The 24,947-nt window shown below is 65.5% G+C and carries 21 protein-coding genes and 1 riboswitch; of the genes, 6 read left to right on the top strand and 15 right to left on the bottom strand.

From position 1 onward, the window contains the following. The 9 genes from G9C89_RS01030 to G9C89_RS00990 form a co-directional block, all read right to left on the bottom strand. Window positions 1–1,131: an MlaE family ABC transporter permease gene (locus G9C89_RS01030; protein ID WP_172143502.1), complete on the bottom strand. Its 1,131-nt coding sequence runs from the start codon at window positions 1,129–1,131 to the stop codon at window positions 1–3. A 23-nt stretch (window positions 1,132–1,154) separates the two neighbouring features. Further along, the gene (gene parC / locus G9C89_RS01025) at window positions 1,155–3,404 is read right to left on the bottom strand and encodes a DNA topoisomerase IV subunit A (RefSeq protein ID WP_172143501.1); all 2,250 of its coding nucleotides are present in this window, start codon (window positions 3,402–3,404) and stop codon (window positions 1,155–1,157) included. A gap of 23 nt (window positions 3,405–3,427) precedes the next feature. Beyond that, window positions 3,428–3,916 (bottom strand): retropepsin-like aspartic protease family protein, encoded by a 489-nt coding sequence (locus tag G9C89_RS01020; protein ID WP_178115424.1) that lies wholly within the window; start codon window positions 3,914–3,916, stop codon window positions 3,428–3,430. Between the two features lie 35 nt (window positions 3,917–3,951). Continuing rightward, window positions 3,952–4,935: an esterase-like activity of phytase family protein gene (locus G9C89_RS01015; protein WP_172143499.1), complete on the bottom strand. Its 984-nt coding sequence runs from the start codon at window positions 4,933–4,935 to the stop codon at window positions 3,952–3,954. After that, on the bottom strand, window positions 4,935–6,824 hold the full coding sequence (parE, locus tag G9C89_RS01010) for a DNA topoisomerase IV subunit B (protein ID WP_172143498.1): 1,890 nt from the start codon (window positions 6,822–6,824) through the stop codon (window positions 4,935–4,937). The genes G9C89_RS01015 and parE overlap by 1 nt, the downstream gene beginning before the upstream one ends. Before the next feature lie 17 nt (window positions 6,825–6,841). After that, window positions 6,842–7,450, bottom strand: coding sequence for a YqiA/YcfP family alpha/beta fold hydrolase (locus tag G9C89_RS01005; protein WP_172143497.1), 609 nt, complete (start codon window positions 7,448–7,450; stop codon window positions 6,842–6,844). Window positions 7,451–7,534: 84 nt separating this feature from the next. Beyond that, on the bottom strand, window positions 7,535–8,350 hold the full coding sequence (cpdA, locus tag G9C89_RS01000; RefSeq protein WP_172143496.1) for a 3',5'-cyclic-AMP phosphodiesterase: 816 nt from the start codon (window positions 8,348–8,350) through the stop codon (window positions 7,535–7,537). A gap of 158 nt (window positions 8,351–8,508) precedes the next feature. Continuing rightward, window positions 8,509–8,961, bottom strand: a complete 453-nt coding sequence (locus tag G9C89_RS00995; RefSeq protein WP_172143495.1) for a DUF1249 domain-containing protein — start codon at window positions 8,959–8,961, stop codon at window positions 8,509–8,511. Continuing rightward, window positions 8,952–9,569: an NUDIX domain-containing protein gene (locus G9C89_RS00990; protein ID WP_172143494.1), complete on the bottom strand. Its 618-nt coding sequence runs from the start codon at window positions 9,567–9,569 to the stop codon at window positions 8,952–8,954. The genes G9C89_RS00995 and G9C89_RS00990 overlap by 10 nt, the downstream gene beginning before the upstream one ends. A 197-nt stretch (window positions 9,570–9,766) precedes the next feature. Between G9C89_RS00990 and G9C89_RS00985 the strand changes: the two genes are divergently transcribed. Further along, window positions 9,767–10,507 (top strand): RsiV family protein, encoded by a 741-nt coding sequence (locus G9C89_RS00985; protein WP_172143493.1) that lies wholly within the window; start codon window positions 9,767–9,769, stop codon window positions 10,505–10,507. Here the strand turns inward: G9C89_RS00985 and cytX are convergent. Together cytX and thiC are read right to left on the bottom strand one after the other, a co-directional pair. Next, on the bottom strand, window positions 10,476–11,765 hold the full coding sequence (gene cytX, locus G9C89_RS00980; protein ID WP_390623746.1) for a putative hydroxymethylpyrimidine transporter CytX: 1,290 nt from the start codon (window positions 11,763–11,765) through the stop codon (window positions 10,476–10,478). The two genes, G9C89_RS00985 and cytX, sit on opposite strands and share 32 nt — an antisense overlap. A gap of 67 nt (window positions 11,766–11,832) precedes the next feature. Next, window positions 11,833–13,731 carry a phosphomethylpyrimidine synthase ThiC gene (gene thiC, locus G9C89_RS00975; protein WP_172143492.1) on the bottom strand — a complete coding sequence of 633 codons (1,899 nt, stop codon included), beginning with the start codon at window positions 13,729–13,731 and terminating at the stop codon, window positions 11,833–11,835. Window positions 13,732–13,830: 99 nt separating this feature from the next. Next, a riboswitch (TPP riboswitch) is annotated at window positions 13,831–13,937 on the bottom strand. A 231-nt stretch (window positions 13,938–14,168) separates the two neighbouring features. Here thiC and G9C89_RS00970 point away from each other — a divergent pair. Next, the gene (locus tag G9C89_RS00970) at window positions 14,169–15,611 is read left to right on the top strand and encodes a TolC family outer membrane protein (RefSeq protein WP_172143491.1); all 1,443 of its coding nucleotides are present in this window, start codon (window positions 14,169–14,171) and stop codon (window positions 15,609–15,611) included. 172 nt (window positions 15,612–15,783) lie between these two features. Here G9C89_RS00970 and waaA read toward each other — a convergent pair whose 3' ends face one another. Together waaA and G9C89_RS00960 are read right to left on the bottom strand one after the other, a co-directional pair. Further along, window positions 15,784–17,073 carry a lipid IV(A) 3-deoxy-D-manno-octulosonic acid transferase gene (waaA, locus tag G9C89_RS00965; RefSeq protein ID WP_172143490.1) on the bottom strand — a complete coding sequence of 430 codons (1,290 nt, stop codon included), beginning with the start codon at window positions 17,071–17,073 and terminating at the stop codon, window positions 15,784–15,786. Window positions 17,074–17,106: 33 nt separating this feature from the next. Continuing rightward, complete coding sequence (locus G9C89_RS00960) at window positions 17,107–17,991, bottom strand: LysR family transcriptional regulator (RefSeq protein WP_172143489.1); 885 nt, start codon at window positions 17,989–17,991, stop codon at window positions 17,107–17,109. Window positions 17,992–18,077: 86 nt separating this feature from the next. Between G9C89_RS00960 and G9C89_RS00955 the strand changes: the two genes are divergently transcribed. The 4 genes from G9C89_RS00955 (at window position 18,078) to G9C89_RS00940 (ending at window position 21,586) form a co-directional block, all read left to right on the top strand. Then, a complete protein-coding gene (locus G9C89_RS00955) occupies window positions 18,078–18,410 on the top strand; it encodes a DMT family transporter (RefSeq protein ID WP_172143488.1) in 333 nt (110 codons plus the stop codon). A 95-nt stretch (window positions 18,411–18,505) separates the two neighbouring features. Beyond that, window positions 18,506–19,678 carry an FAD-dependent oxidoreductase gene (locus G9C89_RS00950; RefSeq protein WP_172143487.1) on the top strand — a complete coding sequence of 391 codons (1,173 nt, stop codon included), beginning with the start codon at window positions 18,506–18,508 and terminating at the stop codon, window positions 19,676–19,678. Further along, window positions 19,678–20,496, top strand: coding sequence for an aldo/keto reductase (locus G9C89_RS00945; RefSeq protein ID WP_172143486.1), 819 nt, complete (start codon window positions 19,678–19,680; stop codon window positions 20,494–20,496). The genes G9C89_RS00950 and G9C89_RS00945 overlap by 1 nt, the downstream gene beginning before the upstream one ends. Before the next feature lie 130 nt (window positions 20,497–20,626). Continuing rightward, entirely contained in the window at window positions 20,627–21,586 is a 960-nt protein-coding gene (locus tag G9C89_RS00940) for a metal ABC transporter ATPase (RefSeq protein ID WP_172143485.1), read from the top strand. A 13-nt stretch (window positions 21,587–21,599) separates the two neighbouring features. Here G9C89_RS00940 and hldE read toward each other — a convergent pair whose 3' ends face one another. Together hldE and msbA are read right to left on the bottom strand one after the other, a co-directional pair. Beyond that, window positions 21,600–23,021, bottom strand: a complete 1,422-nt coding sequence (hldE, locus tag G9C89_RS00935) for a bifunctional D-glycero-beta-D-manno-heptose-7-phosphate kinase/D-glycero-beta-D-manno-heptose 1-phosphate adenylyltransferase HldE (RefSeq protein ID WP_172143484.1) — start codon at window positions 23,019–23,021, stop codon at window positions 21,600–21,602. A 39-nt stretch (window positions 23,022–23,060) separates the two neighbouring features. Beyond that, on the bottom strand, window positions 23,061–24,869 hold the full coding sequence (gene msbA / locus G9C89_RS00930) for a lipid A export permease/ATP-binding protein MsbA (protein ID WP_172143483.1): 1,809 nt from the start codon (window positions 24,867–24,869) through the stop codon (window positions 23,061–23,063). Window positions 24,870–24,947: the final 78 nt, after the last annotated feature.

The raw sequence follows: 24,947 nt of genomic DNA, 5'->3' as shown, positions 1-24,947 counted from the left end.
TCAGATCCCCAGCCGGGTGCAAATCAGGGTGATCAGCGCATCGCTGACCACCAGCGCCACGATGATACTGACCACCGCCCGAGTGGTTGCCTGCCCCACCGCCTGGGCGTTGCGCCCGCAAGCCAGGCCGTAGTGACAGCCGATCAGGCCGATCAGCACGGCGAACACCAGGCTCTTGCCGATGCCCACCAGGAAATCGTCGAGGCTGAGCATCTCCAGGCTCTGCTTGAGGTAGAGCTGCGCGGAAATGTCGAACAGACCGGAGCCGATGACGAAACCGCCGAGAATACCGAGGGCGTCGGCGAACACGCAGAGCAGCGGCATGCTCACCAGCAGCGCCAGCACACGCGGCAGGACGAGGAATTCCAGCGGTGGAAAACCGAAGGTCTTCAGCGCATCGATTTCCTCGTTGGCCTGCATGCTGCCCAGCTCCGCCGCGTAGGCCGCGCCGGTGCGCCCGGCCATGATCACCGCGGTCATCAGCGCCCCCATCTCGCGGGTCATGCCAATGGCCACCATGTTGGCGATGTACAACTGGGCACCGAAGGCCTGCAATTGGGCGGCGCCGACAAAGGCCAGAATCAGGCCGACCAGAATGGCGATCAGCGCCACTATCGGCAGCGCGCCCGGCCCGCACTGCTGCAGGGCCAGCCAGAAATCACCCCGGCGCATGCGTCCACGACCGCGCAGCTGCCGCCCGAGCGCCAGCAGCACCTCACCGAGGAAGCGACAAGCCTGGCCGATGCTGGCCAGCACACCGAGCGACAGCAGCCCCAGGCGGGTCACCGGACCATACGCGGGCGTCGGCGCCTCCTGGGCCTGGGTAGACGGTTTGGCGGCCATCTGCAACAGCCGCTCGACACCGTCCGGCAAGCCTTGCCAGCGCAGCTCCACGTCCTGCGCCACGGCCAGGCGCTGCAGGCGGCGCAGCAGCGCCAGCAGACTGCTGTCCCAGGCGGCCACGGCGACATCCACCTGCACCTGCGCGGGCAGTTGCCGCTGGCTGTACCAGATAGCCTCGAGGTCGGGCTTGGCCGCCTGCAGCAGCCAGGCGCCATCCACCCGCAGGCGCGCCGGCCGGCCATCCTCCAGCCTCCATTGCAGCCCTGCGCCCTGCCCGCCCTCAGCCATCCCCGCGTCCTCAGTTAGCCCTGCTATTCCACCAGCAGCGCATCGACCCGCTGGAAGCCACGCGGCAGCTTGTTGCCGCGCCGGCCGCGTTCGCCCTTGTAGTGTTCCAGGTCATCCGCCTTGAGCGACAAGGTACGCTTGCCGGCCTGCAACACCAAGGTCGCGCCGCTCGGCAACACCACCAGATCGGTGAGGTATTCCTCGCGACTGGCGACCCGCTCGCCGGGGATGCCGATGATCTTGTTGCCCTTGCCCTTGCCCAGCTGCGGCAAGTCGCGTACCGGGAACAGCAGCAGCCGCCCTTCGGTGGTCACGGCGGCCAACCAGTCCTGTTCGCGGCTGAGCAACGGCTTGGGCGCCAGCACCTTGGCGCCTGGCGGCAGGCTGAGCAGCGCCTTGCCGGCCTTGTTCTTGGTCTGCAGGTCCTCGCCCTTGACCACGAAGCCGTAACCGGCATCCGAGGCGATCACATAGAGGCCGCTGTCGTCCGGCAGCAACACCCACTCGAAGGTCGCCCCCGGTGGCGGCGTCAGGCGCCCGGTCAGCGGCTCGCCCTGGCCACGCGCCGACGGCAGCGAATGGGCGGCCAGGGAGTAGCTCCTACCGGTCGAATCGATAAACACCGCGTACTGGTTCGAGCGGCCCGGCGCGGCGACCTTGAAGCCGTCGCCGGCCTTGTACGACAGGCCGGTGGCATCGATATCGTGACCCTTGCCGCAGCGTACCCAACCCTTCTCCGAGATCACCACGGTGACCGGCTCGGTCGGCAGCAACTCGGTTTCCGACAAGGCCCTGGCCTCGGCGCGGGCGACGATCGGCGAGCGCCGGTCGTCGCCATAGGTTTCGGCGTCCTTGATGATTTCATCGCGCACCAGTTTCTTCAGCTTGGCTTCGCTGCCGAGCAGGGCCAGCAACTTGGCGCGCTCCTTGGCCAGGGCTTCCTGCTCGCCGCGGATCTGCATCTCTTCCAGCCGCGCCAGCTGGCGCAGACGGGTTTCCAGGATGTACTCGGCCTGGATATCGGTGAGGCCGAAACGCTCCATCAGCACCGGCTTGGGCTGATCCTCGGTGCGGATTATATGAATCACTTCATCCAGGTTGAGGAAGGCGATCAGGCGGCCTTCCAACAGGTGCAGGCGGTGCTCGACCTTGTCCAGGCGGAACTGCAGGCGCCGGCGCACGGTGCCGACCCGGTACTCCAGCCATTCGCGCAGCAGCTGGCGCAGGTTCTTCACCTGCGGCTTGCCGTCCAGGCCGATGACGTTGCTGTTGACCCGGTAGCTGGATTCCAGCTCGGTGGTGGCAAACAGGTGTTGCATCAACTCGTCGGCATCGACCCGGTTGGAGCGCGGAATGATGACGATGCGGCACGGGTGTTCGTGGTCCGACTCGTCGCGCAGATCGGCGACCATCGGCAGCTTCTTCGCCTGCATCTGCGCGGCGATCTGTTCCAGCACCTTGGCCCCGGACACCTGGTGCGGCAGCGCGGTGACCACGATGTCGCCGTCCTCGACGCGGTACACGGCGCGCATGCGCACCGAGCCCTTGCCGGTTTCGTAGATCTTCAGCAAATCCGCACGCGGGGTGATGATCTCCGCCTCGGTCGGGTAATCCGGGCCGAGCACATGTTCGCAGAGCTGCTCGACCGTGGCGTCCGGCTGGTCGAGCAGGCGGATGCAGGCCGCAGCCACTTCGCGCAGGTTGTGCGGCGGCACGTCGGTGGCCATGCCCACGGCGATGCCGGTGGTGCCATTCAACAGGATGTTGGGCAGGCGCGCCGGCAGGGTGGCCGGCTCGTTGAGGGTGCCGTCGAAGTTCGGCACCCAGTCCACGGTGCCCTGGCCCAGTTCGGTCAGCAGCACCTCGGAGTAGCGTGACAGGCGCGCCTCGGTGTAACGCATGGCGGCGAACGACTTGGGATCGTCCGGCGCGCCCCAGTTGCCCTGGCCGTCGACCAGGGTGTAGCGGTAGCTGAACGGCTGGGCCATCAGCACCATGGCTTCATAGCAGGCCGAGTCGCCGTGTGGGTGGAACTTGCCGAGCACATCACCGACGGTGCGCGCCGACTTCTTGTGCTTGGAGTCGGCGTCCAGGCCCAGTTCGCTCATGGCATAGATGATCCGCCGCTGCACCGGCTTGAGCCCGTCGCCGATATGTGGCAGCGCGCGATCCATGATCACGTACATCGAATAATTGAGATAAGCCTGCTCGGTGAAGTCGGCAAGGGAACGGCGCTCAACACCGTCCAGGCTCAAATCGAGGGGTTCGCTCATGCGTGCCTCATTGATCAGAAAATTTAGTCAAGCGAAGTCGTCTGGCGCAGCACCAGGGTGCCGTCGCGCTGGGTAAATTCGAGTTGTTTCAGGGCGCTCATGCCGAGCAGCACCTCGTCGCCGTCCATCCCCGGCGTGATCAGGGCGTCAACATCGTGCAACAGGATCTCGCCGAGCTGCAGGCTGGCCAGCTGGGTACGGTAGCCGACCACGGTGCCATTGGCGGTACGGACCTGCACCGGCGCACCGCGCTGCAGGCCGAGGGACTCGGCCAGGGCGGCGGGTACGGCGACGGCGGTGGCGCCGGTATCGAGCAGCAGGGTCACGTTGGCGCCGTTGATCTGGCCGCCCAACAGGTAATGCCCGCCGCGACTGCTCAGCAGGCGCACCTCGATATAGCCCTCGCCCTGCACTGACTGCGGCGCCTGGTTCGGGTTATTGCGCCGCTCCTCCCACTGGCCGAAGAAGTGCGTGGCCAGCAGCAGCGCGGCGCCCCAGGCCAGCACCAGCATCACCCGGCCGATCCGCCGGCCCGCAGTCTGCGTGCTCACTTGGCCTGCTCCCAGCCGCCCTTGGGCGCGGCGAAGCGCCAGACGACCGGCCGCTGCTCGCCATCGGCACGGCTGTGCCGGCCATTGTCGCTACCGATCCAGGCGCCCTGCTCATCGATCCACAGCGCTTCGGCCAAACCAAAGGGCGGCGGATAACGCCGGGCATCGGTCAAAGCTTCGGCGGCGAACGACCAGCAGCGCTCGACCGCGCCATCGCTCAGCTTGCGCCGACAGATGCGATGGGCCTGACGCTCGAGGGTGAAGAGTTTTTCGTTGTGAAAGGCCAGGTCGGCAAAGTCCTGCGGTTGCGCCTCGCCGCCCAACTGCGGCGGCGAGGGTTCGCTACCGCCTTCGCTCATCAGCACGCAACTACCGCTGCAGCGCCAGCTCGAACCGTTCTTGTGCAGCACCAGCAGGCCGCGGCGCTGGCGTTCGGCCGCCAACCACAGGCGCTCGCCGGCAGGATCGATGGCCACGCCCTCGAGCAGCGCATTGAAGTGCCAGAGCATGCTGCTGGCACGTGCCTGGCGCACCATGCCATCGGGCAGCGCCAGCCACTGCGGCGCCCCCGCAGGAGGGATCTGTAACACGGCGGCGCGCGCCTCGCTGACCAGGTAGCGATTGCCGACTGCATCGCAGGACAGGCCTTCGAAATCCAGATTACCGCCACGCAGCAGACCGCTTATCCAGGTGCGCATGCGCAAGCCCCAGGGCAGCAGGGTCGAGGACAAGGGCGGGGCGACAAAGCGCTCGGCCTCGGCCTGCCAGGCAGTGTCGCCGGCAGCCAGGCGATACAGGCGGTCATCCTCGCGATCCGAAACGGCCCAGAGCGCCTCGCCGCACCAGGCCAGCCCCGACAGGTTGCCGGCGGCGATGCCCTCGATCGGGTGCTCGCTGACCAGCGTCAGCTCCTCCAGGGCCTGGGTCTCGGCCAGGACCGGAGCAGTGACCAGCAACAGGGCGGCAGCCAGTCGCCGCATCAAAGCAGCACCTCGGCCAGGTCGCCCTTGGACTCCAGCCAGGACTTGCGGTCGCCGGCGCGTTTCTTCGCCAGCAGCATGTCCATGAGCTCCTGGGTGCCCGGATAATCCGCCAGGGTCAGCTGTACCAGGCGCCGGGTATTGGGATCCATGGTGGTTTCGCGCAGCTGCGGCGGGTTCATCTCGCCGAGGCCCTTGAAGCGGGTGACCTGCGGCTTGCCGCGGCGCTTCTCGGCGACCAGGCGGTCGAGGATGCCGTCGCGCTCGGCCTCGTCCAGGGCATAGAAGATCTCCTTGCCCAGGTCGATGCGGTACAGCGGCGGCATGGCCACGTAGATGTGTCCGGCATCCACCAGCGGACGGAAATGCTGGACGAACAGCGCGCACAGCAGGGTGGCGATGTGCAGACCGTCGGAGTCGGCGTCGGCGAGGATGCAGATCTTGCCGTAGCGCAGCTGGGTCAGGTCGTTGGAACCGGGGTCGATGCCGATGGCCACGGCGATGTTGTGCACTTCCTGGGAGGCCAGCACTTCGCCGACATCCACTTCCCAGGTATTGAGGATCTTGCCACGCAACGGCAGGATCGCCTGGAACTCCTTGTCGCGCGCCTGCTTGGCGCTGCCGCCGGCGGAATCGCCCTCGACCAGGAACAGTTCGGAGCGCATCGGATCCTGGCCGGCGCAGTCGGCCAGCTTGCCGGGCAGCGCCGGGCCCTGGGTGATGCGTTTGCGCTCGACCTTCTTGCCGGCCTTGAGGCGGCGATTGGCGTTGCTGATCGCCAGCTCGGCGAGCTGCTGACCGAGTTCCGGGTGGGCGTTGAGCCACAGGCTGAAGGCGTCCTTGACCACCCCGGAGACGAAGGCCGCGGCCTCGCGCGAGGACAGGCGCTCCTTGGTCTGGCCGGAGAATTGCGCGTCCTGCATCTTGGTCGAGAGGACGAAGGCGATGCGCTCCCAGATGTCTTCCGGCGCCAGCTTGACCCCGCGCGGCAGCAGGCTGCGGAACTCGCAGAATTCGCGCATGGCGTCCAGCAGGCCCTGGCGCAGGCCGTTGACATGGGTGCCGCCCTGGGCCGTGGGGATCAGGTTGACGTAGCTTTCCTGCACCGTATCGCCGCCCTCCGGCAGCCACAGCAGCGCCCAGTCGACCGCCTCCTTGTTACCGCTGAGGCTGCCGCAGAACGGCTCGACGGGCAGGCGTTCGAATTCGCTGACCGCATCCACCAGGTAGGAGCGCAGCCCCTCCTCGTACAGCCACTCGACCCGCTCGCCACTGGCCTTGTCCTCGAAGCTGACGTGCAGCCCCGGACAGAGCACAGCCTTGGCCTTGAGCACATGCTTGAGGCGGCTGACCGAGTACTTGGGCGAATCGAAATACTTGGTATCCGCCCAGAAATGCACGCTGGTACCGGTGTTGCGCTTGCCGACTGTGCCGATCACCTGCAGGTCGCTGGCCTTGAAGCCGTCGGCAAAGGTCATGCGGTATTCGTTGCCATCGCGCTTGACCCGCACCTCGACGGAGGTCGACAGGGCGTTGACCACGGAGATGCCGACGCCGTGCAAGCCGCCGGAGAACTGGTAGTTCTTGTTGGAGAACTTGCCGCCGGCGTGCAGTTTGGTGAGGATCAGCTCGACCCCCGAGACCCCCTCCTCGGGGTGAATATCCACCGGCATGCCGCGACCGTCGTCGATGACTTCCAGGGAATTGTCCTCGTGGAGGATCACCTGGATCGAGCTGGCATGGCCGGCCAGGGCTTCGTCGACGCTGTTGTCGATGACTTCCTGGGCCAGGTGGTTGGGGCGGCTGGTGTCGGTGTACATGCCCGGGCGCTTGCGCACCGGATCCAGGCCGGAAAGGACTTCGATGGCGTCTGCGTTGTAACTGGCCATGGGCTCTCTGGTCGTTATTAAAGGTCGGAAAAGTCGGTATCGCGCCACAGTTGGGGCGCAATACCGGCGAAGGCAAAGAGCATCGGCAAGCGCGCGGCAAAGCCCTGAAAACCATGATCGCCACCGGCCTGAATGCGCAGCGCGCAGGCGCGGTAATAGGCTTGGGCATCGCGGTAATCGAGGGTTTCGTCGGCGGTCTGCAACCACACCTGGTAACGCGCGGGATCTTGCGGCGGCGGCACGTCCAACTCGGCCAGGGCCAGCACATGATCGGCCGTCAGCTCCCAGGTTTCACCGCTGTAATAGTTGTGTTGCGGCCCCAGGAAGCCATCGAAACGCAGATGCGGACGCACCGCCGGATTGATCAACAGCGCGCGCAAGCCATGGCGCTCGGCCAGGTGGGTCGCATAGTAGCCGCCCAACGAGCTGCCGACCAGCACGGGCCGGCCGAGTTCGGCGATCAGCGCCTCGAGCTGGGCGATGGCCCGGCGCGGATGATGGTCCAGGGCCGGCACCCGCAGGTGCGCCGCCAGCCCCATGCGCGTCATGGCACGCGACAGCTGGCTGGCCTTGAGCGAAGCCGGTGAGCTGTTGAGGCCGTGGAGATAGAGAATAGATGCAGTCATGGAGCGGGAGGCTACTAGTGCCAAGCATCCGGCTGCAAGCTGCACGTAGGTATGCATGCTGCGCCAGCGCGGCACCTGCAGCGGCTAATAACCTTTCACCGTGTAATCCACCTCGAAGTCGATCCCGGTCACCCGCGACACGCCGGTATCCAGCCGACCGTCGGCGTACAGGCGCAGCCAGCGGTAGCCGGGCGCACTGGTGTCGACCTGGAACTCTTCACTGCCCGGGGCGAACTGCACGCAGGTGGAAGGCGACGCCAGCAGGCGCAGACCTTTGTGCCATTGATCGAATTCCTGATGGATATGCCCCCAGAGCAGCGCCCGCACCTGACTGAAGCGCTCCAGCACGGCGAATAGCGCCTCGGGGTTGCGCAGGCCGATGGGCTCCATCCAGCGACAACCGATGGACACCGGGTGATGGTGCAGGCAAATCAGGTGATGGCGCTCCGGCGCTTCGCCGAGCGCGCGCTCCAGCAGGGCCAGCTGTTGCGGGTCAAGATAGCCCGGCACCGCACCGGGAATCGACGAGTCGAGCAGGATGATGCGCCAATTACCCAGGTCGATCACCGGTTCCAGCAGATCGCTACCAGCGCAGGCGGTTTGCATGGCTGGGACGTCGTCATGGTTGCCGGGGAACCAGCGGGCCGGTGCCGCCAGCACCTCGGTCATCTGCCGAAAGCGCTGGTAGGACGCCAGGCTACCGTCTTGCGACAGATCGCCGCTGGCGAGCATCAGGTCGATCTGCGGCTGCTCTTGCAGCACCCGCTCGATCACTTGCTGCAGACTGTCCTGGGTATCCAGGCCCAATAGCTTGCCGGCCGCTTCGGCAAATAGATGGCTGTCGGACAGCTGTACCAGCAGGACCGAGGAATCAGCAGCGGAATTGAGCTCGCTCGGCAAGGCCGTCTCCTTGAGCAGAATGGGTGAATTATGGTGGCTAGCCAGGGCGGCGGTAAACCCGCGAAGTGGGCATGGATCACATAAAAGCAGCGGCAAGCTGTCGGGTGACGCGCTCAGGATACTTCTTGACGCCTATGGCTTGGCGCATGTGGCAGGGTTTAAAGCACCGGTTCCAGCTCATGGCCACAGGCCAGGCAATGACTCAGCCATTCGCCGAGAAACAGGTTGAGCTGGGACTTTTCGTCCGGTTGATGCATGGCGGCATTCGGATACGGGTAGATGCTGCGAAAACGCCGGGCGTTCTGTGCGCCGATCACCTCGGCCATGCGCGCATCGTGGTACACCCGCACTTCCAGTTGCGGCACCGGCAACCACGGCAGGCTGTGCTCCTGGCGCACCCGCACGGTCGAGGTATAGGGGCAGGTTTCCAGCACTTCCAGGCTCAGCACGCCGAGCAGGTGCTCGCCCTGACTGAGGGCGACCCGCCGCGCACACGATGCCTCGCGCATGTCCGGCAGCAGGCGCATCAAGCGTGCGTAGTTGGCTGCACAGGCCGCCTGCAGCTCGATCAGATCAACCCGATAACGGTCACGCAACAGGTTCACGACCATAACCCCCTCACCTCGGCGCGGTTCAGCGCCAGCCATTGCAAGGCGATGATGCTCGCCGCATTGTTGATCCGCCCATCCTTGACCGCGTCCAGGGCAGCGTCCAGCGACAGCACATGCACGCGAATGTCCTCACCCTCCTCGGCCAGGCCATGCACGCCCCCGGCACCCAGGCTATTGCAACGCCCGAGGTAAAGGTAGACACGCTCGTCCGAACCGCCGGGCGAAGGAAAGTATTGGGTAATCGGCCACAGCGCGGTCAGGGCCAGGTTGGCCTCCTCCACCGCCTCGCGCAGCGCCACTTGCTCCGGTTGCTCATCGGTATCGATCAGCCCGGCAACCAGCTCCAGCAGCCAGGGGCTGGCGGATTTGCCCATGGCGCCGACGCGAAACTGTTCGATCAGCACCACTTCATCGCGCTGCGGGTCATAGGGCAGCACGCACACGGCATCGTGGCGGATAAACAGTTCGCGACTGAGCGTCGGGCCCATTTCGCCAGAAAACTGCAGATGGCGAAAACGCAGGCGATCGAGGCTATAAAACCCGCGAAAACAGGTTTCTCGCTCGATAATCTGCACCGCATCCGGGCCTGGTTTAAAAGTGTCGGTCATCCACGTCTCACTCAATCCGATAATCTGGGCTTTCGCGCATCCTACCCCCTGCGTCCAACCTTGCGCAGCCTCTTTGCAGATTAGGCGCTGGCTGGGATCATGCAGCGCTGCTGCGACGGGTTACCCTGGCGAACCACTGGGACAACCGGCAGTCCAACCCCGCGACCCTACCCTCTCTCCGCCTGGCGCAGAACTCAATGTTTGCACGTAAAAAACTCGTCACAATCAGTCTTGGCCTCCTGCTCAGCGCCTGCCAGAGCCTGCTTCCAGGCGACAGCGCGCTACCGGTGCAACGCGTCGCCTGGGAGAGTATTCAGCCCGGCTGCCAGGGCGAGACCTGCCCCCTGGTGAATATCGACACCCTGGTTTTTTCCGACCAGCCGCAGCTCAACCAATTGATCGAACAGCGCCTGCTGCAGATGACCAACGACTCGCCGGACGCGCCCCTGCCGGCCTCGCTGCAATCCTATGAAGAGGATTTCCTGCAGAGTGCCAAGCGCGGCTGGAACACTTACCTGCAAGCCAAGGTGCGCGAGCAACATGACCAACTGGTGATCATCGAATTTTCCAGCTACCTGTCCACGGGCGGGGCGCACGGCATGCCGGGGCGCGGTTTCATCAACTACGACCGCCGGCTGGAAAAGGCCCTGAGCCTGCAGGACATGCTGCTACCCGGGCAGACAGATGCGTTCTGGAACCTCGCCGGCCAGGCTCACCAGCGCTGGCTGACCGCCAACCAGCTGGCGCAGGACCCCGAGTACCTCCGCAACTGGCCGTTCGAGCGCACCGAGAACGTCGCCCTCGGCCAGGCCGCCGTGCTGCTGAAATACAACGTCTACAGCATAGCGCCCTACTCCAGCGGCCATCCGCAACTGACGATCCCCTACAGCCAGCTCCAGGGCATCCTCAAACCGCAATACGTTCCCGCCCGCGACTGAAGGATCCGAAGACCAACTGCAGCACACCGGCCAGCAACAAGGCCGGCAGGGTCGCACCGATCCCGGGCCAGAAACTCGCCAGCGCATGATAGATGGCCGCCCCGCAAGCCCAGGCCAGCAGCGTGTCCCAGCGCAACGCCACGCGCGGCGCCAGCTCCGCCCGGCGCCGGCGCAGGATGAAGTGATCGACCAGCACCACACCGAACAGCGGAGCGAACACCGAGCCGATCAGCAACAGGAAGTTCTGGTACTCGGCCAGCGGCGCGAACCAGGCGATCAGGGTGCACAGCGCACCAATCACCAGCGCCAGCAGTTCGACCCTGAACGGCAGCAGAATACCGACGGAGACCGCCGCCGAATGGATGTCGGCAAAGGCGTTCTCCGACTCGTCGAGCAGGATCAGCAGCAACGGAATGCCCAGGCCGGCGCCCGCCAGAGCCAACAGCAAGGCATTGACTTCGCCGTTGTCGGCAAAGGCCAGGGTGTAGGCCACGCCCAGGCTCATCAACCAGAAGTTGCCGACGAAGAACCCCAGCGCGGTGCCGCCGAACACCCGGCCGGCCGCCTTGCCGAAGCGCGAGTAGTCGGCGATCAGCGGCAGCCAGGACAGCGGCATGGCAATCGCAATGTCGAAACCCAGGGCGAACGGCATCGAGCCATCGCCGCGGCGCGCCCACAACGCCGCGAGGTCGGCCTTGTCGAACAGGTTCCAGGTCAGCCAGAGGCAGGCACCAAGCAGCAGCCAGATGCCCCACCTGCGCAGAATACGGCGCACGAAGGTCAGCGGACCAGCCACCGCCAGCAGGGTCGCCAGACCACCAAACAACAGGGTCCACAGGCCCTGGCTATGCCACGGACTGCCTTCGCCGAAGGCCCGCAGCGCCAACACGCTGGCGGCATCGCGCATGACGATGATCTCGAATGCGCCCCAGCCGACCAGTTGCAACAGATTGAGCAAGGCCGGCACCACGGCCCCCTTGCTGCCCAGGCTGAGCTTCAGCGCCGCCATGGACGACAGCCCGGTATCGCTGCCGATTACCGCCACCGAACCCAACAACAACACCCCGACGGCCGTGCCACAGGCAATCGCCAGCAGCGCGCCGCTCAGGCCCAGGCCCGGCGCCAGCAAGGCGCCAAGCTGCAGCACCATCAGGCCGATGCCCAGGGAAAACCACAGGGAAAACATGTCGCGCGCGCCAAACACACGCTGCCCGATCGACACCGGCAGATGCGGTGAGTAATTCGTTGGGGGGTTCACAATGAGGAGAGTCTCGAAGAACTGAATAGGCGACGCCAGGAGCAGGCTCCTGGCGTCGGGTAACGCGTCAGACCTGCTTGTAGATCACCGAACCCTCATCCTTGAAACGCCCGGACTGCTCGGCGAAACCGGCCTCGATGGCCTTCTGCTCGTCGGTCAGGCCATGCTCCTTGGCGTAGTCGCGCACTTCCTGGGTGATCTTCATCGAGCAGAACTTCGGCCCGCACATCGAGCAGAAATGCGCGACCTTGGCCGAATCCTTGGGCAGGGTCTCGTCGTGGTAGCTGCGGGCGGTGTCCGGATCCAGGCCGAGGTTGAACTGGTCTTCCCAGCGGAACTCGAAACGCGCCTTGGACAGGGCGTTGTCGCGGATCTGCGCGCCCGGATGACCCTTGGCCAGGTCGGCGGCGTGGGCCGCGATCTTGTAGGTGATGATGCCGGTCTTGACGTCATCCTTGTTCGGCAGGCCCAGGTGCTCCTTGGGCGTGACGTAGCAGAGCATGGCGCAGCCGAACCAGCCGATCATCGCCGCACCGATGCCGCTGGTGATGTGGTCGTAGCCCGGCGCGATGTCGGTGGTCAGCGGACCGAGGGTGTAGAACGGCGCCTCGTCGCAGCATTCCAGCTGCTTGTCCATGTTCTCCTTGATCAGCTGCATCGGCACGTGGCCGGGGCCTTCGATCATGGTTTGCACGTCATGCTTCCAGGCGATCTTGGTCAGCTCGCCGAGGGTTTCCAGCTCGCCGAACTGGGCGGCGTCGTTGGCGTCGGCGATCGAACCCGGACGCAGGCCGTCGCCCAGCGAGAAGCTGACGTCGTAGGCCTTCATGATTTCGCAGATGTCTTCGAAGTGGGTGTAGAGGAAGTTTTCCTGGTGATGCGCCAGGCACCACTTGGCCATGATCGAGCCGCCGCGCGAGACGATACCGGTGACCCGCTTGGCGGTCAGCGGCACATAGCGCAGCAGCACACCGGCATGGATGGTGAAGTAGTCGACGCCCTGCTCGGCCTGCTCGATCAGGGTGTCGCGGAACAGCTCCCAGGTCAGGTCTTCGGCCACGCCGTTGACCTTCTCCAGCGCCTGGTAGATCGGCACGGTGCCGATCGGCACCGGCGAGTTGCGGATGATCCACTCGCGGGTCTCGTGGATGTGCTTGCCGGTGGACAGGTCCATCACCGTGTCCGAACCCCAGCGGATGCCCCAGGTCAGTTTGGCCACTTCTTCCTCGATCGAGGAACCCAGCGCCGAGTTGCCGATGTTGCCGTTGATCTTCACCAGGAAGTTGCGGCCGATGATCATCGGCTCCAGCTCGGTGTGGTTGATGTTGGCCGGGATGATGGCGCGGCCGCGGGCGATTTCCTCGCGGACGAACTCGGCAGTGATCTGCTTGGGCACACTGGCACCGAAGCTATGCCCGGCGTGCTGCTGGTCGAGCAGGCCGGCGGCGCGGGCTTCCTGCAGCTTGAGGTTCTCGCGGATGGCGACGTATTCCATCTCCGGGGTGATGATGCCCTGGCGCGCGTAGTGCATCTGGCTGACGTTCTTGCCGGCCTTGGCCCGGCGCGGGTTGCGCACGTGGGCGAAGCGCATCTTGGTCAGCTCGGGATTGACCAGGCGCTCCTGGCCGAAGTGCGAGGACAGGCCGTCGAGCAGTTCGGTGTCGCCACGGTCGTCGATCCAGGCCGAACGCACATCGCCCAGGCCCTGACGCACATCGATGGTCACGTTCGGATCGGTGTAGGGACCGGAGGTGTCGTAGACCAGCACCGGCGCGTTGATCTCGCCACCGAACTCGGTCGGGGTGATGTCGAGACTGATCTCGCGCATCGGTACGCGGATGTCCGGGCGCGAGCCCTGCACGTAGATCTTCTGCGAACGCGGAAACGGCTGGATCGACTGCTGGTCGACCTGAGCGCTTTCGCTGAGGTTCTTCGGGCTAAGGTTGTCTTGTTGTTGTGTGCTCATCGGCTGGTGCTCTCCTGGGACGAAATGTCGGAGCGAACCTGGGGCGGATGAGCGTACGGGGTGCACCGCAAGTGGTGCCGAGAGCACTCGCCGAGGGAAGGGCGAGGCCATCTTGTTCCCTACGCAGGCCTTAACCTGATCAGGTTCAACGGGATCCGGCAGCTGCCAATCTCAGCCCCGCATATGGGGCACCCCGACAAGAACCTGGCCAGTCTAATCAAGACGCCACGATAAAACCAACCGGGGAGTCAAAAAAGCATGACCCATGCGTCGGATAGTGACGACGCCATCCCAGCCAGGCAGTCGGTCCAGTAGATTGTTGCGCACAGGCAACATAGCTTGTTGCAAACTACACTCAGGCCCAATAAGCATGCCTTGACCCCTCTGGCAGCGCCCCTTAGCCTTGCCGATTATCGCCAAACTCAGGATCTCCCCCAATGTTGCGCAGACTCTCCCTGGCGCTTGCTGTGGCCTCCGCTTCCGTTGCAACGGCCTGGGCAGAACAGGCCCCACCGTCCGCCAAGACGGACCTCGTCACGGTCTATCAGCAAGCCACCGCCAACAACGCCGACCTGGCGGCCGCCCGCGCCGACTACCAGGCTCGCCGCGAAGTAGTGCCACAGGCGCGCTCAGGCTTGCTGCCCAACCTCTCGGCTGGCGCCGACCTGAGCGACAGCCGCACCGAAATCGACTCGCCGGCCAACACCGCCTCGCGCAGCGGCACGGTGTACCAGGCCAATCTCAGCCAGCCGCTGTTCCGCGCCGACCGCTGGTTCCAGCTGCAGGCCGCCGAAGCCAGCAGCGAGCAGGCCGCGCTGGAGCTGTCTGCCATCGAGCAGACCCTGATCCTGCAGAGCGCGGAAACCTACTTCGCCGTGCTGCGCGCCCAGGACACCCTGGCCTCGACCAAGGCCGAAGAGGCCGCGTTCAAGCGCCAGCTCGACCAGGCCAACGAGCGCTTCGACGTCGGCCTGTCGGACAAGACCGACGTGCTCGAGGCCCAGGCCGGCTTCGATACCGCACGGGCCAACCGGATCATCGCCAATCGCCAGGTCGAAGACGCCTTTCAGGCCCTGATCACCCTGACCAACCGCGAGCACCCGGCTCTCGAAGGCATCGAACACAGTCTGCCGATCCTCGCCCCGATCCCGAACGACGCCAAGGCCTGGGTCGATACCGCCGCCGCGCAGAATCTCAACCTGCAAGCCAGCAATTACGCGGTGAACGCCGCCGAAGAAACCTTGCGCCAGCGCAAGTCCGGGCATGCCCCGACCCTGGACGCGGTGGCCAGCTACCAGAAGGGCGACAACGACAGTCTTGGTTTCAGCAATACCGGTACGCCAGGCCAGCCGACCTTCAGCGGCGATGTAGAGCAGCGCTCGATCGGCCTGCAACTGAATATCCCGCTGTACAGCGGCGGCCTGACCAGCTCGCAGGTGCGCGAAGCCTATCAGCGGGTCAACCAGAGCGAGCAACTGCGCGAAAGCCTGCGCCGCCAGGTGGTGCAGGACACCCGCAACCTGCACCGCGCGGTGAACACCGACGTGGAAACCGTGCAGGCGCGCAAGCAGTCGATCATCTCCAACCAGAGCGCCCTGGAAGCCACGGAAATCGGCTATCAGGTCGGCACCCGCAACATCGTCGACGTGCTCGATGCTCAACGCCAACTGTACAACTCGGTGCGCACCTACAACTTTGCCCGCTACGACTACATCCTCAACAACCTGCGCCTCAAGCAGGCCGCCGGCACCCTCAGCCCGGCCGACCTGGAAGCCCTCGAGCAATACCTCAAGTCGGACTACGACCCGGATCGCGACTTCCTGCCCCCCGACTTGGCCAAGGCCGCCGAAGCGCAGTTACGCGGCAATCTGGATTATTGAGTCGCTCAGATTGAGTGGCTCACATTGAGCGGCTCGCACTGAGTAGCCTGCATGAAGAAGCCCGATGCGAGTCGGGCTTTTTTGTGGGTGCTGGCGACTCGTGGTGCGCATGGCGCACCCTACCCGGCAGTCGCATTCCATAGCGTAGGGTGCGCCGTGCGCACCACGTCTTTCATGGGTGCCTTAACAAACGCGCCAGCCCCGCCAGCAACCGCGCCAGCGCCCCCTGGTTGGCCTGCATCACGGCCAGGCCCGCCGCGCGCATGCGCTGCGCCTCGGTCGGCTCGCGCCACAGCCGGTCGACCCGTTGCGCCAGGTCGGCGGCATCGGTCACTTCGAGCAACGCGCCGGCCTCGCGCAACTGCGCAGCGATTTCGAGGAAGTTGAACAGGTGCGGGCCGCTTAGTACCGGCTTGCCCAGCGCGGCCGGCTCCAGCAGGTTATGCCCGCCATTGCCGACCAGGCTGCCGCCGACGAAGGCCAGATCGGCCAGGGCATAGAGAAACAGCAGTTCGCCCATGGTGTCGCCAAGCAGCACCTGATCGCCCGCCAGCAGCGCCGCGCCACTGGAGCGCCGAAGGGTGGCGAAACCCTGGCGCTGGCACAACTCGAATACCGCGGCGAAGCGTTCCGGATGCCGCGGCACCAGAATCAACAAGGCCTCGGGCCGCTGTTCGAGCAGCAAGCGGTGCGCCGCCAGGACAATTTCATCTTCACCGGCATGGGTACTGGCGGCGATCCACACCGGCCGTGACGACGCGCCCCACTGCTCGCGCAACTCGCTGGCGCGCACAGGCAGCGCGGGGTCGATCGTCAGGTCGAACTTGATCGAACCGGTCACCTCGACGCACTCGGGCCGCGCGCCCAGGCTGCGGAAGCGCTCGGCCTCAGCGGCGGTCTGCACCGCGATCAGGCTCAGCTCGGCGAGCATGGGCGCGGTCAGCTTGGCGAAGCGCGCGTAACCATGCGCCGAGCGCTCGGACAACCGCGCATTGGCCAGGGCCACGGGAATACCGCGGCGGGCACATTGATGGATGTGGTTGGGCCACAACTCGGTCTCCATGACCACCGCCAGCCGGGGCTGGGCGCGCTCGAGAAAGCGCGCCGCGGCCCAGGGCAAGTCATAGGGCAGATAGCAGTGCTGCACGCGCCCGGCATACTCGGGCCCGGCGAACAGGGCCTGAATCCGTTCGGAGCCGGTCGGCGTCATGCAGGTGATGGTGATCGGCAACTGCGGATAGCGCGCCAGCAGCTGACGAATCAGCGGCGCGGCGGCAATGCTCTCGCCGACCGACACCGCATGCAGCCAGATGCCACCGGGTTGCAGGGGCGGCAGGTCAAGGGCGAAGCGTTCGCCGATGCGCCTGGCATACGCCGGTGCGCGCCACGCGCGCCAGGCCAGACGCCCGGCGACCAGGGGCAGGCCGAGATGCAACAGCAGGGTGTAGAGGGCTCTATTCATGGGCGCGCAGCTTAGCAGAGCGGCCGCCAGCAATCAGCCGATGGCTTGCAGGCGCTCGCCAAAGCAGTCGGCCAGCCACAGCGCCGCCGGCCCCAGGGCTTCATCGCGCCGGCAGACCAACTCGACGACCAGCGGCGGCGGGGTCCAGTCACTGCTTAGCTCCACAAGCTGGCTCTGGTAGGTCGGGTACTGCACCACATGGCGCGGCAGCCAGGCCCAGCCCAGGTTACGCATCAACAGCTCGGCCATGGCGTAGAAACTGTCGGTGCGCCAGACCGACGGGCTGATCTGCTCGCCGCCAGGGTAATGACTGTCCTGCGGCGCCATCAGCAACTGGCGATGGCGCGCCAACTCGCGCCGGTCGACATGCCCGGCCCCGGCCAGCGCATGCCCGGCACCGCATACCGTAACCATTTCAATCGTGCCCAGCCGTTGGCGTTCCAGGGCTTCGGGCATCTGCTCATGGTGGAACAGCAGGCCGAGGTCGGCGCGACGCTCCAGCAGCTTGCGCGCGACATCGCCCTGGGCACCGCTGGCCAGTTGCACCTCCAGCAGCGGGAAAGCCTGAGCCAGGGCCTCGAGGCTGTCGAGCACCGGCTGATAGGGCATGGCCTCGTCCTGGGCCAGGCGCAGGCGCACTTCTTCACCGCGCACCAGCCCCAACGCCCGTCCCTCCAGGCGTTCGCACTGGCGCAGCACCTCGCGCGCTTCTTCCAGCAGCGACGCACCGGCCGCCGTGAGGCGCGGCTGACGACCGCTGCTGCGCTCGAACAACAGCACCCCGAGGTCGGTCTCGAGCATGGCGATCGCCGTGCTCACGGCCGATTGCCCGCGGTTCATCTGCCGGGCCACGGCAGAGAAGGACTGGCCCTCGGCCACGCTGACGAACAGGCGAATTTGCTCCAGGTTCCACTGCATAACCCATCTCCAAAACAGATAGGTAATCACTTTATCCCATCAATCGAACGACTAGAATGGCCGCCAGATCAAACAGGAGGTCCACCATGAGCGGCTATCTCTATCTCGCTGTCGCCATCACCGCCGAAGTCATCGCGACCACCTCGATGAAAGCCCTGGACGGCTTCAACAAACCGCTACCGCTGCTGCTGGTGGTGCTCGGCTACGCCCTCTCCTTCTGGATGCTCAGCCTGGTGGTCAAGACCATCCCGGTCGGCGTTGCCTACGCCGTCTGGGCGGGTTTGGGCATCGTGCTGGTGAGCATTGCCGCGGTGTTTCTCTACCAGCAGCGCCTCGACCTGCCGGCGATGCTCGGCATGGGCCTGATCGTCTGCGGCGTGGTGGTGATTCAATTGTTTTCGCACAGCGTCGGCCATTGAACCAACCGTGAGCGCCAAGCTGCCGCTTGAGCCTGGAAGCCCGTCACCAGCACTTGCCGTTATACTGCGGGCCTGATTTCCAATGAGGCCCTCGCATGTCCCAGGCTCTGAGCACTGACATTCTGATCGTCGGCGGTGGTATCGCCGGCCTCTGGCTGAATGCGCGCTTGCGCCGCCAGGGCTTTGCCACCCTGCTGGTGGAAAACGCCAGCCTGGGCGGCGGGCAAAGCGTCAAATCGCAGGGCATCATCCATGGCGGCGCCAAGTACGCCCTGCACGGCGCCCTGACTGGCGCCTCGGAAGCCATCGCCGACATGCCGCGCCGCTGGCGCGAGGCACTGGCCGGCAGCGGCGAGCTGGACCTCTCCGGCGTGCGCCTGCTGTCCGATGCCCATTACCTGTGGTCGCCCGGCAGCCTGGCCGGCAATATCACCAGTTTCTTCGCCAGCAAGGCGGTGCGCGGCCGGGTCGACCAGGTCAAGGGCGAGCAACTGCCGCCCGCGCTGCAGCACCCGAAATTCAAGGGCAAGGTCTACCGTCTGGCCGAACTGGTGCTGGATGTACCCAGTCTGATCGCCCGCCTGGCCGAACTGGCCGGCGACGGCCTGCTGGCCGCCGAGTCCATCGCACCGCTGCACGAACAGGGTCAACTGGTCGGCCTGCTCGTCGACGGCCGCGAGATTCGCGCGCAGCGCATCGTGCTCAGCGCCGGCCGCGGCAACGCCGCCCTGCTCGCCGCGCTGGGCCTCACCCAGCCCGTGCAGCAACTGCGGCCGTTGCATATGGTGCTGGTCAAGGGGCCGACCCTGAAACCGCTGTACGCCCACTGCCTCGGCGGCGGACCGAAGCCGCGGGTCACCGTCACCACGCATCCGGCGGCCGATGGCGAGTGGGTCTGGTACCTCGGCGGCGACCTGGCCGAGGCGGAAGGCGTGGCCCGCGACGCAGCCGCGCAGATCCAGGCCGCGCAGAAGGAAATCGGCGCCCTGCTGCCCTGGGTCGACCTCTCCCGCGCACGCTGGGCAACCCTGCGCGTCGAGCGCGCCGAACCGGCGCAGTCCGGCCTGGTCCGCCCGGATAACGCCTTTCTCGCCGAACAAGGCCAACTGCTGGTCGGCTGGCCGACTAAACTGGCATTAGCCCCGGATTTCGCCGATCGCGTACTGGCGGCTCTCGACCGTGACGGCATCCAGCCCGCCACCCATGCGCCGCTCCCGGCCCTGCCCCGTCCGGCCGTAGCGCGCCCAGCCTGGGAGGAACTGTTCTAATGCACGCCTTGCATACCCTGCACAACCTGCACCGCCCGCTCGGTTCGACCGAGCTGCTGGTCTCGCCCCTGGGCCTCGGCACGGTGAAGATCGGCCGCGACCAGGGCGTGAAATACCCCAACGGCTTCACTATTCCCGACGACGCGGCGGTCATCGAGTTGCTCGCCCAGGCCCATGATCTGGGGATCAACCTGATCGACACCGCCCCCGCCTATGGCAGCAGCGAAAGCCGCCTCGGCCCGCTGCTGCGCGGCCAGCGCCAGCAGTGGGTGATCGTCAGCAAGGTCGGCGAAGAGTTCGAGGGCGGCCACTCCAGTTTCGACTTCTCCCCGGCCCACACGCGCTTCTCGGTGGAACGCAGCCTCAAGCGCCTGGAAACCGACTTCATCGACCTGGTGCTGGTGCATTCCGACGGCAACGACCTGGCCATCCTGCGCAACAGCGGCGTCTATGAAACCCTTGCCGAGCTCAAGCGCGAAGGCAAGATTCGCGGCTTCGGCCTGTCCGGCAAAACCGTCGAGGGCGGCCTGCTGGCACTCGAACAGGGCGACTGTGCGATGGTCACCTACAACCTCAATGAACAGAGCGAGCTGCCGGTACTGGACTACGCCGAGCAGCACGGCAAAGGCATCCTGATCAAGAAAGCCCTGGCCAGCGGGCATGCCTGCCTGGCCCCGGGGGAAGACCCGGTGCGTGCCAGCTTCGAGCTGATTTTCGCCCACCCGGCGGTGAACTGTGCGATCGTCGGCACCATCAATGCGCAACACCTGGCCCATAATGTCGCGACTGCCGCGGCGGTCATTCAGGATATTGCCTGACTCGGCATAACGCGCTGCGCATCGAGGCCGGCGTGGTTTCAGCCGCGCAACGGCATCCCTTGCAACCACGCCGGCCCTGCCTTACAAACAGCCCGATCTGGGCCGCCCCCAACGCAATGTAGGAGCCGACATGTCGCGCACGCTTAACCAGCATGACCCCAGCGCCTTCAAGACCCTGCCCTTGTTCGTCGAGGCCAGCGCGGACGGCATCAGCTACCAGAGCCTGGGCCGACCACTGAACTTCAGCGAAATGCTCGGCCGGCGCCGTGCCATCGAGGTGATCGACAACCAACGCTTCGCCGTGGAGTTGGCCAACCTGGGGGTTTCGGTGCGCCTGACCCTGAACTGGCAAGGTCGGGACTATTGGATTCTGGTCCGCCAGCGGCGCCTGGACCGGGGCGACGTGGTGCTCAAGCTGATCTCCGGCTACGTGCCCGCCCACGAACTCAACCTGCCGCTGCTCACCGCCATCCAGGAGGTTGCCGAAGAGTGCCTGCTGGAAACCCCCGAAGGCTGGCTGAGTGGCCGCTTCGGCGAAACCTGGCTGCCCTCGCCCTATCGAGGTGCCTTGCACTACCGCGAGACCCTGCACTTTCAACTCAGCCCACTGTCCGGCGCGGCGCGCCCGGTGCAATGCGGCAACCTGACCCTGCTGGAACGCCCGCGCGCCTATGTGCACCTGCCCACGGCCTCGTTGCAGCTGGTCTACGACCTGCGCCTGGAGCTGCCCAAAGAGGCCAGGCAACTCAGCCTGTTCCACGTCGACGAACGCCTGGAGGACGGCAAGCTGGTCGCCCGCCTCGACCGCAGTCGCCCCGACCTGTACCTGATACCGCTGCACCAGGGGCGGCCGACCGCCGAACTGCTGACACTCAACAAAGGCCAGCTGAAAGCCGCCAGCACCCGCGGTCTGTGGCTGGCAGAGAGTTTCGCGGCGCAGGACGGCTGGCTGGTGCGCGACGAACGGATCCGCTGGAAAGACTGGCTGAGCCAGCAACAGCTCGGCGCCACACCCCCCAAACCGGCGGCGAAGCCGCGAGCGCCGGTCACATCAGCAGCAGCCAAACTGCACGCCGCTCAACCGGGTTGAACGGCATGCTGGATCAGTTGTTGCGGATCTTCTCGACGATGGCGGTGGTCGAGCTGTTTGCCACCAGCCCCAGCACCCGCACTTCGCCACCGTAGGCGCTGACGATGTCGGCGCCGACCACCTGATCGATGCCGTAGTCGCCGCCCTTGACCAGCACGTCCGGCTTGACCTCGCGCAGCAAGTTCTCCGGGGTGTCTTCGCTGAAGCTCACCACCCAATCCACCGCGCCGAGGCCGGCGAGCACGGCCATGCGCCGATCCACCGAATTGATCGGTCGACCGGGGCCTTTCAGGCGAGTGACCGAGGCATCGTCGTTGACCGCCAGCACCAGGCGGTCCCCCTGGGCCCGGGCCTGCTCCAGGTAAGCCACGTGGCCGGCATGCAGGATGTCGAAACAGCCGTTGGTGAAGACGATCTTCTCGCCATGGGCACGGGCGTCCTCGATGGCCAGCAACAGCTGATCCGGACTCAGCACGCCGCGCTCGGAACCGGCCTCGCGCTGGATCGCCCGGCGCAGTTCCGGTGCACTGATGGCGGCGGTACCCAGCTTGCCGACCACGATACCGGCCGCCAGGTTGGCCAAGGCCACGGCCTGGGGCAATTCCTCGCCAGCGGCCAGGGAGGCCGCCAGGGTCGAGATCACCGTATCGCCGGCACCGGTGACGTCGAACACTTCACGGGCGCGGGCCGGCAGGTGCAGCGCCGGGTGATCGGGGCGCAGCAGGGTCATGCCGTGCTCGCCGCGGGTAATCAGCAGCGCGCCCAACTCCAGCTCGCGCATCATGCGTGCGCCCTTGGCCACCAGTTCGGCCTCGTCGACGCAATGACCGACGATGGTCTCGAACTCGTTGAGATTCGGCGTGATCAGGCTGACGCCGCGGTAGATCGAGAAATCCTTGCCCTTGGGGTCGGCCAATACCGCAATGCCCTTGGCCAGCGCCGCCTGGATCAGCACCTGATGATTCTGCAGCGCGCCCTTGCCGTAGTCGGACAGCACCAGCACCTTGACCCCGGCGAGCAACGCCTCGACCTCGACCGCCAAGGCCGCGGCATCGGTATTGAAGGGCTGTTCGAAGTCCATGCGCAGCAGTTGCTGATGCCGGCTCATGACCCGCAGCTTGACGATGGTCGGCTGGCCGACGATACGCTGGAAATGGGTCTTGACCCCCACCGCCTGCAGTCGGTCGCTCAGGCTGGCGGCCGCCTCGTCGTCGCCGGTCACACCGACCAGCAGCGCCGGCGCCCCCAGCGCGGCAATGTTCAACGCCACGTTGGCGGCACCGCCCGGACGGTCTTCGATCTGCTCGACCTTGACCACCGGCACCGGCGCCTCCGGCGAAATCCGCGAGGTGCCGCCATGCCAGTAGCGGTCGAGCATGACATCGCCCACCACCAGGACGGGGGCTTGGTCGAAACGGGGCATGGACAACTTCATGTGAACTCCGGTGGCCTCAAGTGGCGGGCGCGTAGTTTATCAGGCGATATCCAATGGCGCGCTTTCATCCAGTCCCAGCGCATGCAGGCGCGCATAGAAACCGTTCTGCTCGAGCAGACTGGCATGGGTGCCACGCTCGACGATCCGCCCCTGGTCCATGACCAGAATCAGGTCGGCTTTCTCGATGGTCGACAGGCGGTGGGCGATGACCAGCGTGGTCCGCCCCGTCATCACCCGATCCAGGGCCGCCTGGATATGCCGCTCGGATTCGGTATCGAGGGCCGAAGTCGCCTCGTCCAGCACCAGAATCGGCGCGTCCTTGAGCAAGGCCCGGGCAATCGCCAGACGCTGGCGCTGGCCGCCGGAGAGCAGCACGCCATTCTCGCCGACCTCGGTATCCAGCCCCTGCGGCAGCTTGTCGATGAATTCCTTGGCGTAGGCCGCCTCAACCGCCTGCTCGATGGCCTCGCGCGGCGCATCGGCCAGGTCGCCATAGGCGATGTTGTTGGCCACGCTGTCGTTGAACAGGGTGACCTGCTGAGTCACCAGGGCGATATGTCGGCGCAGGTTACGCAACTTGTAGTCTTCGACGTCCACTCCATCGAGCAGAATCTGCCCGGTCTCATGGTGATAGAAACGCGGAATCAGGCTGGCCAGGGTCGACTTGCCGCTACCGGAGCGACCGACCAGGGCGATCATCTGCCCGGGCTCGGCGCTGAAGGAGATATCGCTGAGCACCGGCTTCTCGGCGCCAGGGTACTGGAAGCTCAGATTGCGCACCTCCAGACGACCGCTGACCCGATCGAGCTCGACCGTGCCGCGGTCGACCTCGGGGGCTTCGTCGAGCTGCTCGAAGATGCTGTCGGCGGCAGCCAGGCCTTTCTGGATATTGGCACTGACCTCGGAAAGCTGGCGAATCGGCTTGGGCAGCAAGCCGGCGGCGGTGATGTAGGCCACCAGATCGCCCGCCGTGGCATCGCCGCGCAGGAATAGCACCAGGAACATCAATACCGCCATGGCACTGTAAATCACCAGTTGCAGCATGGGCGTGTAGACCGCTCCGGTCTTGGTCATGCGCAACTGCTTGTTGGTGTTGTCCTGACTGGCGGCAGCAAACCGCGTGGACTCGTAACCCTCGCCACCAAAACTGCGCACTACCCGATAGCCCTGGATGGTCTCGGAGGCGACGTGGGTGACATCGCCCATGGCCACCTGGATCTTCTTGCTTTGCTTGCGGAATTTCTTGCTCGCGCTGCCGACCATCAGCGCAATGAGCGGCAGAATAGCCAGCATCACCAGGGTCAGTTGCCAATTCATCCAGAGCAGATAGGCAAACAGGAACACCACCGTCAAGCCTTCGCGAATCACCACCTTGATCGCATCGGTCGCCGCGCCAGTGACCATGGTCACATTGAAAGTGATACGCGAGATCAGATGCCCGGAGTTGTGATTGTCGAAATAGCGGTTGGGCAGCGCCAACAGGCTGTTGAACAACGAAACGCGCAGATCGTGCACCAGTCCCAACGAAACCTTGGCCAGGAAGTAGTTACCCAGATAGGCCCCGACGCCCTGCCAGGCGGCAATCAGCACAATCAGCAGCGGCACCGCCTGCAGCAGTTGCAGATCACGCAGGTAGGGCACCGTCGGGAACAGCACCGCCTCGGGATTGGACAGGCCATCGACGAAGTACTTGAGAATGCCGGCGAGCATCGGCTGAGTCGAGGCGAAGATCACGTAGCCGATGATGCTGATCGCGAAGTAGCCGATGTAGGGCTTCACATAGCCGAGGAGGCGGAAATAGATTTTTAGACTGGAAGCCGGGGCTGCGTTTGGGTGCTGGTCGGTCATGCGCTCACGCTTCGACTGGGCCGAAAAGGTAGCCGAGCTTAGCACAGCAGTGGCTGCCTCTTCCCGGCGGATGCTTTA

Source organism: Pseudomonas tumuqii, assembly GCF_013184545.1.
Classification (GTDB): Bacteria; Pseudomonadota; Gammaproteobacteria; order Pseudomonadales; family Pseudomonadaceae; genus Aquipseudomonas; species Aquipseudomonas tumuqii.
This window is presented reverse-complemented; position numbering and strand designations above follow the sequence as displayed.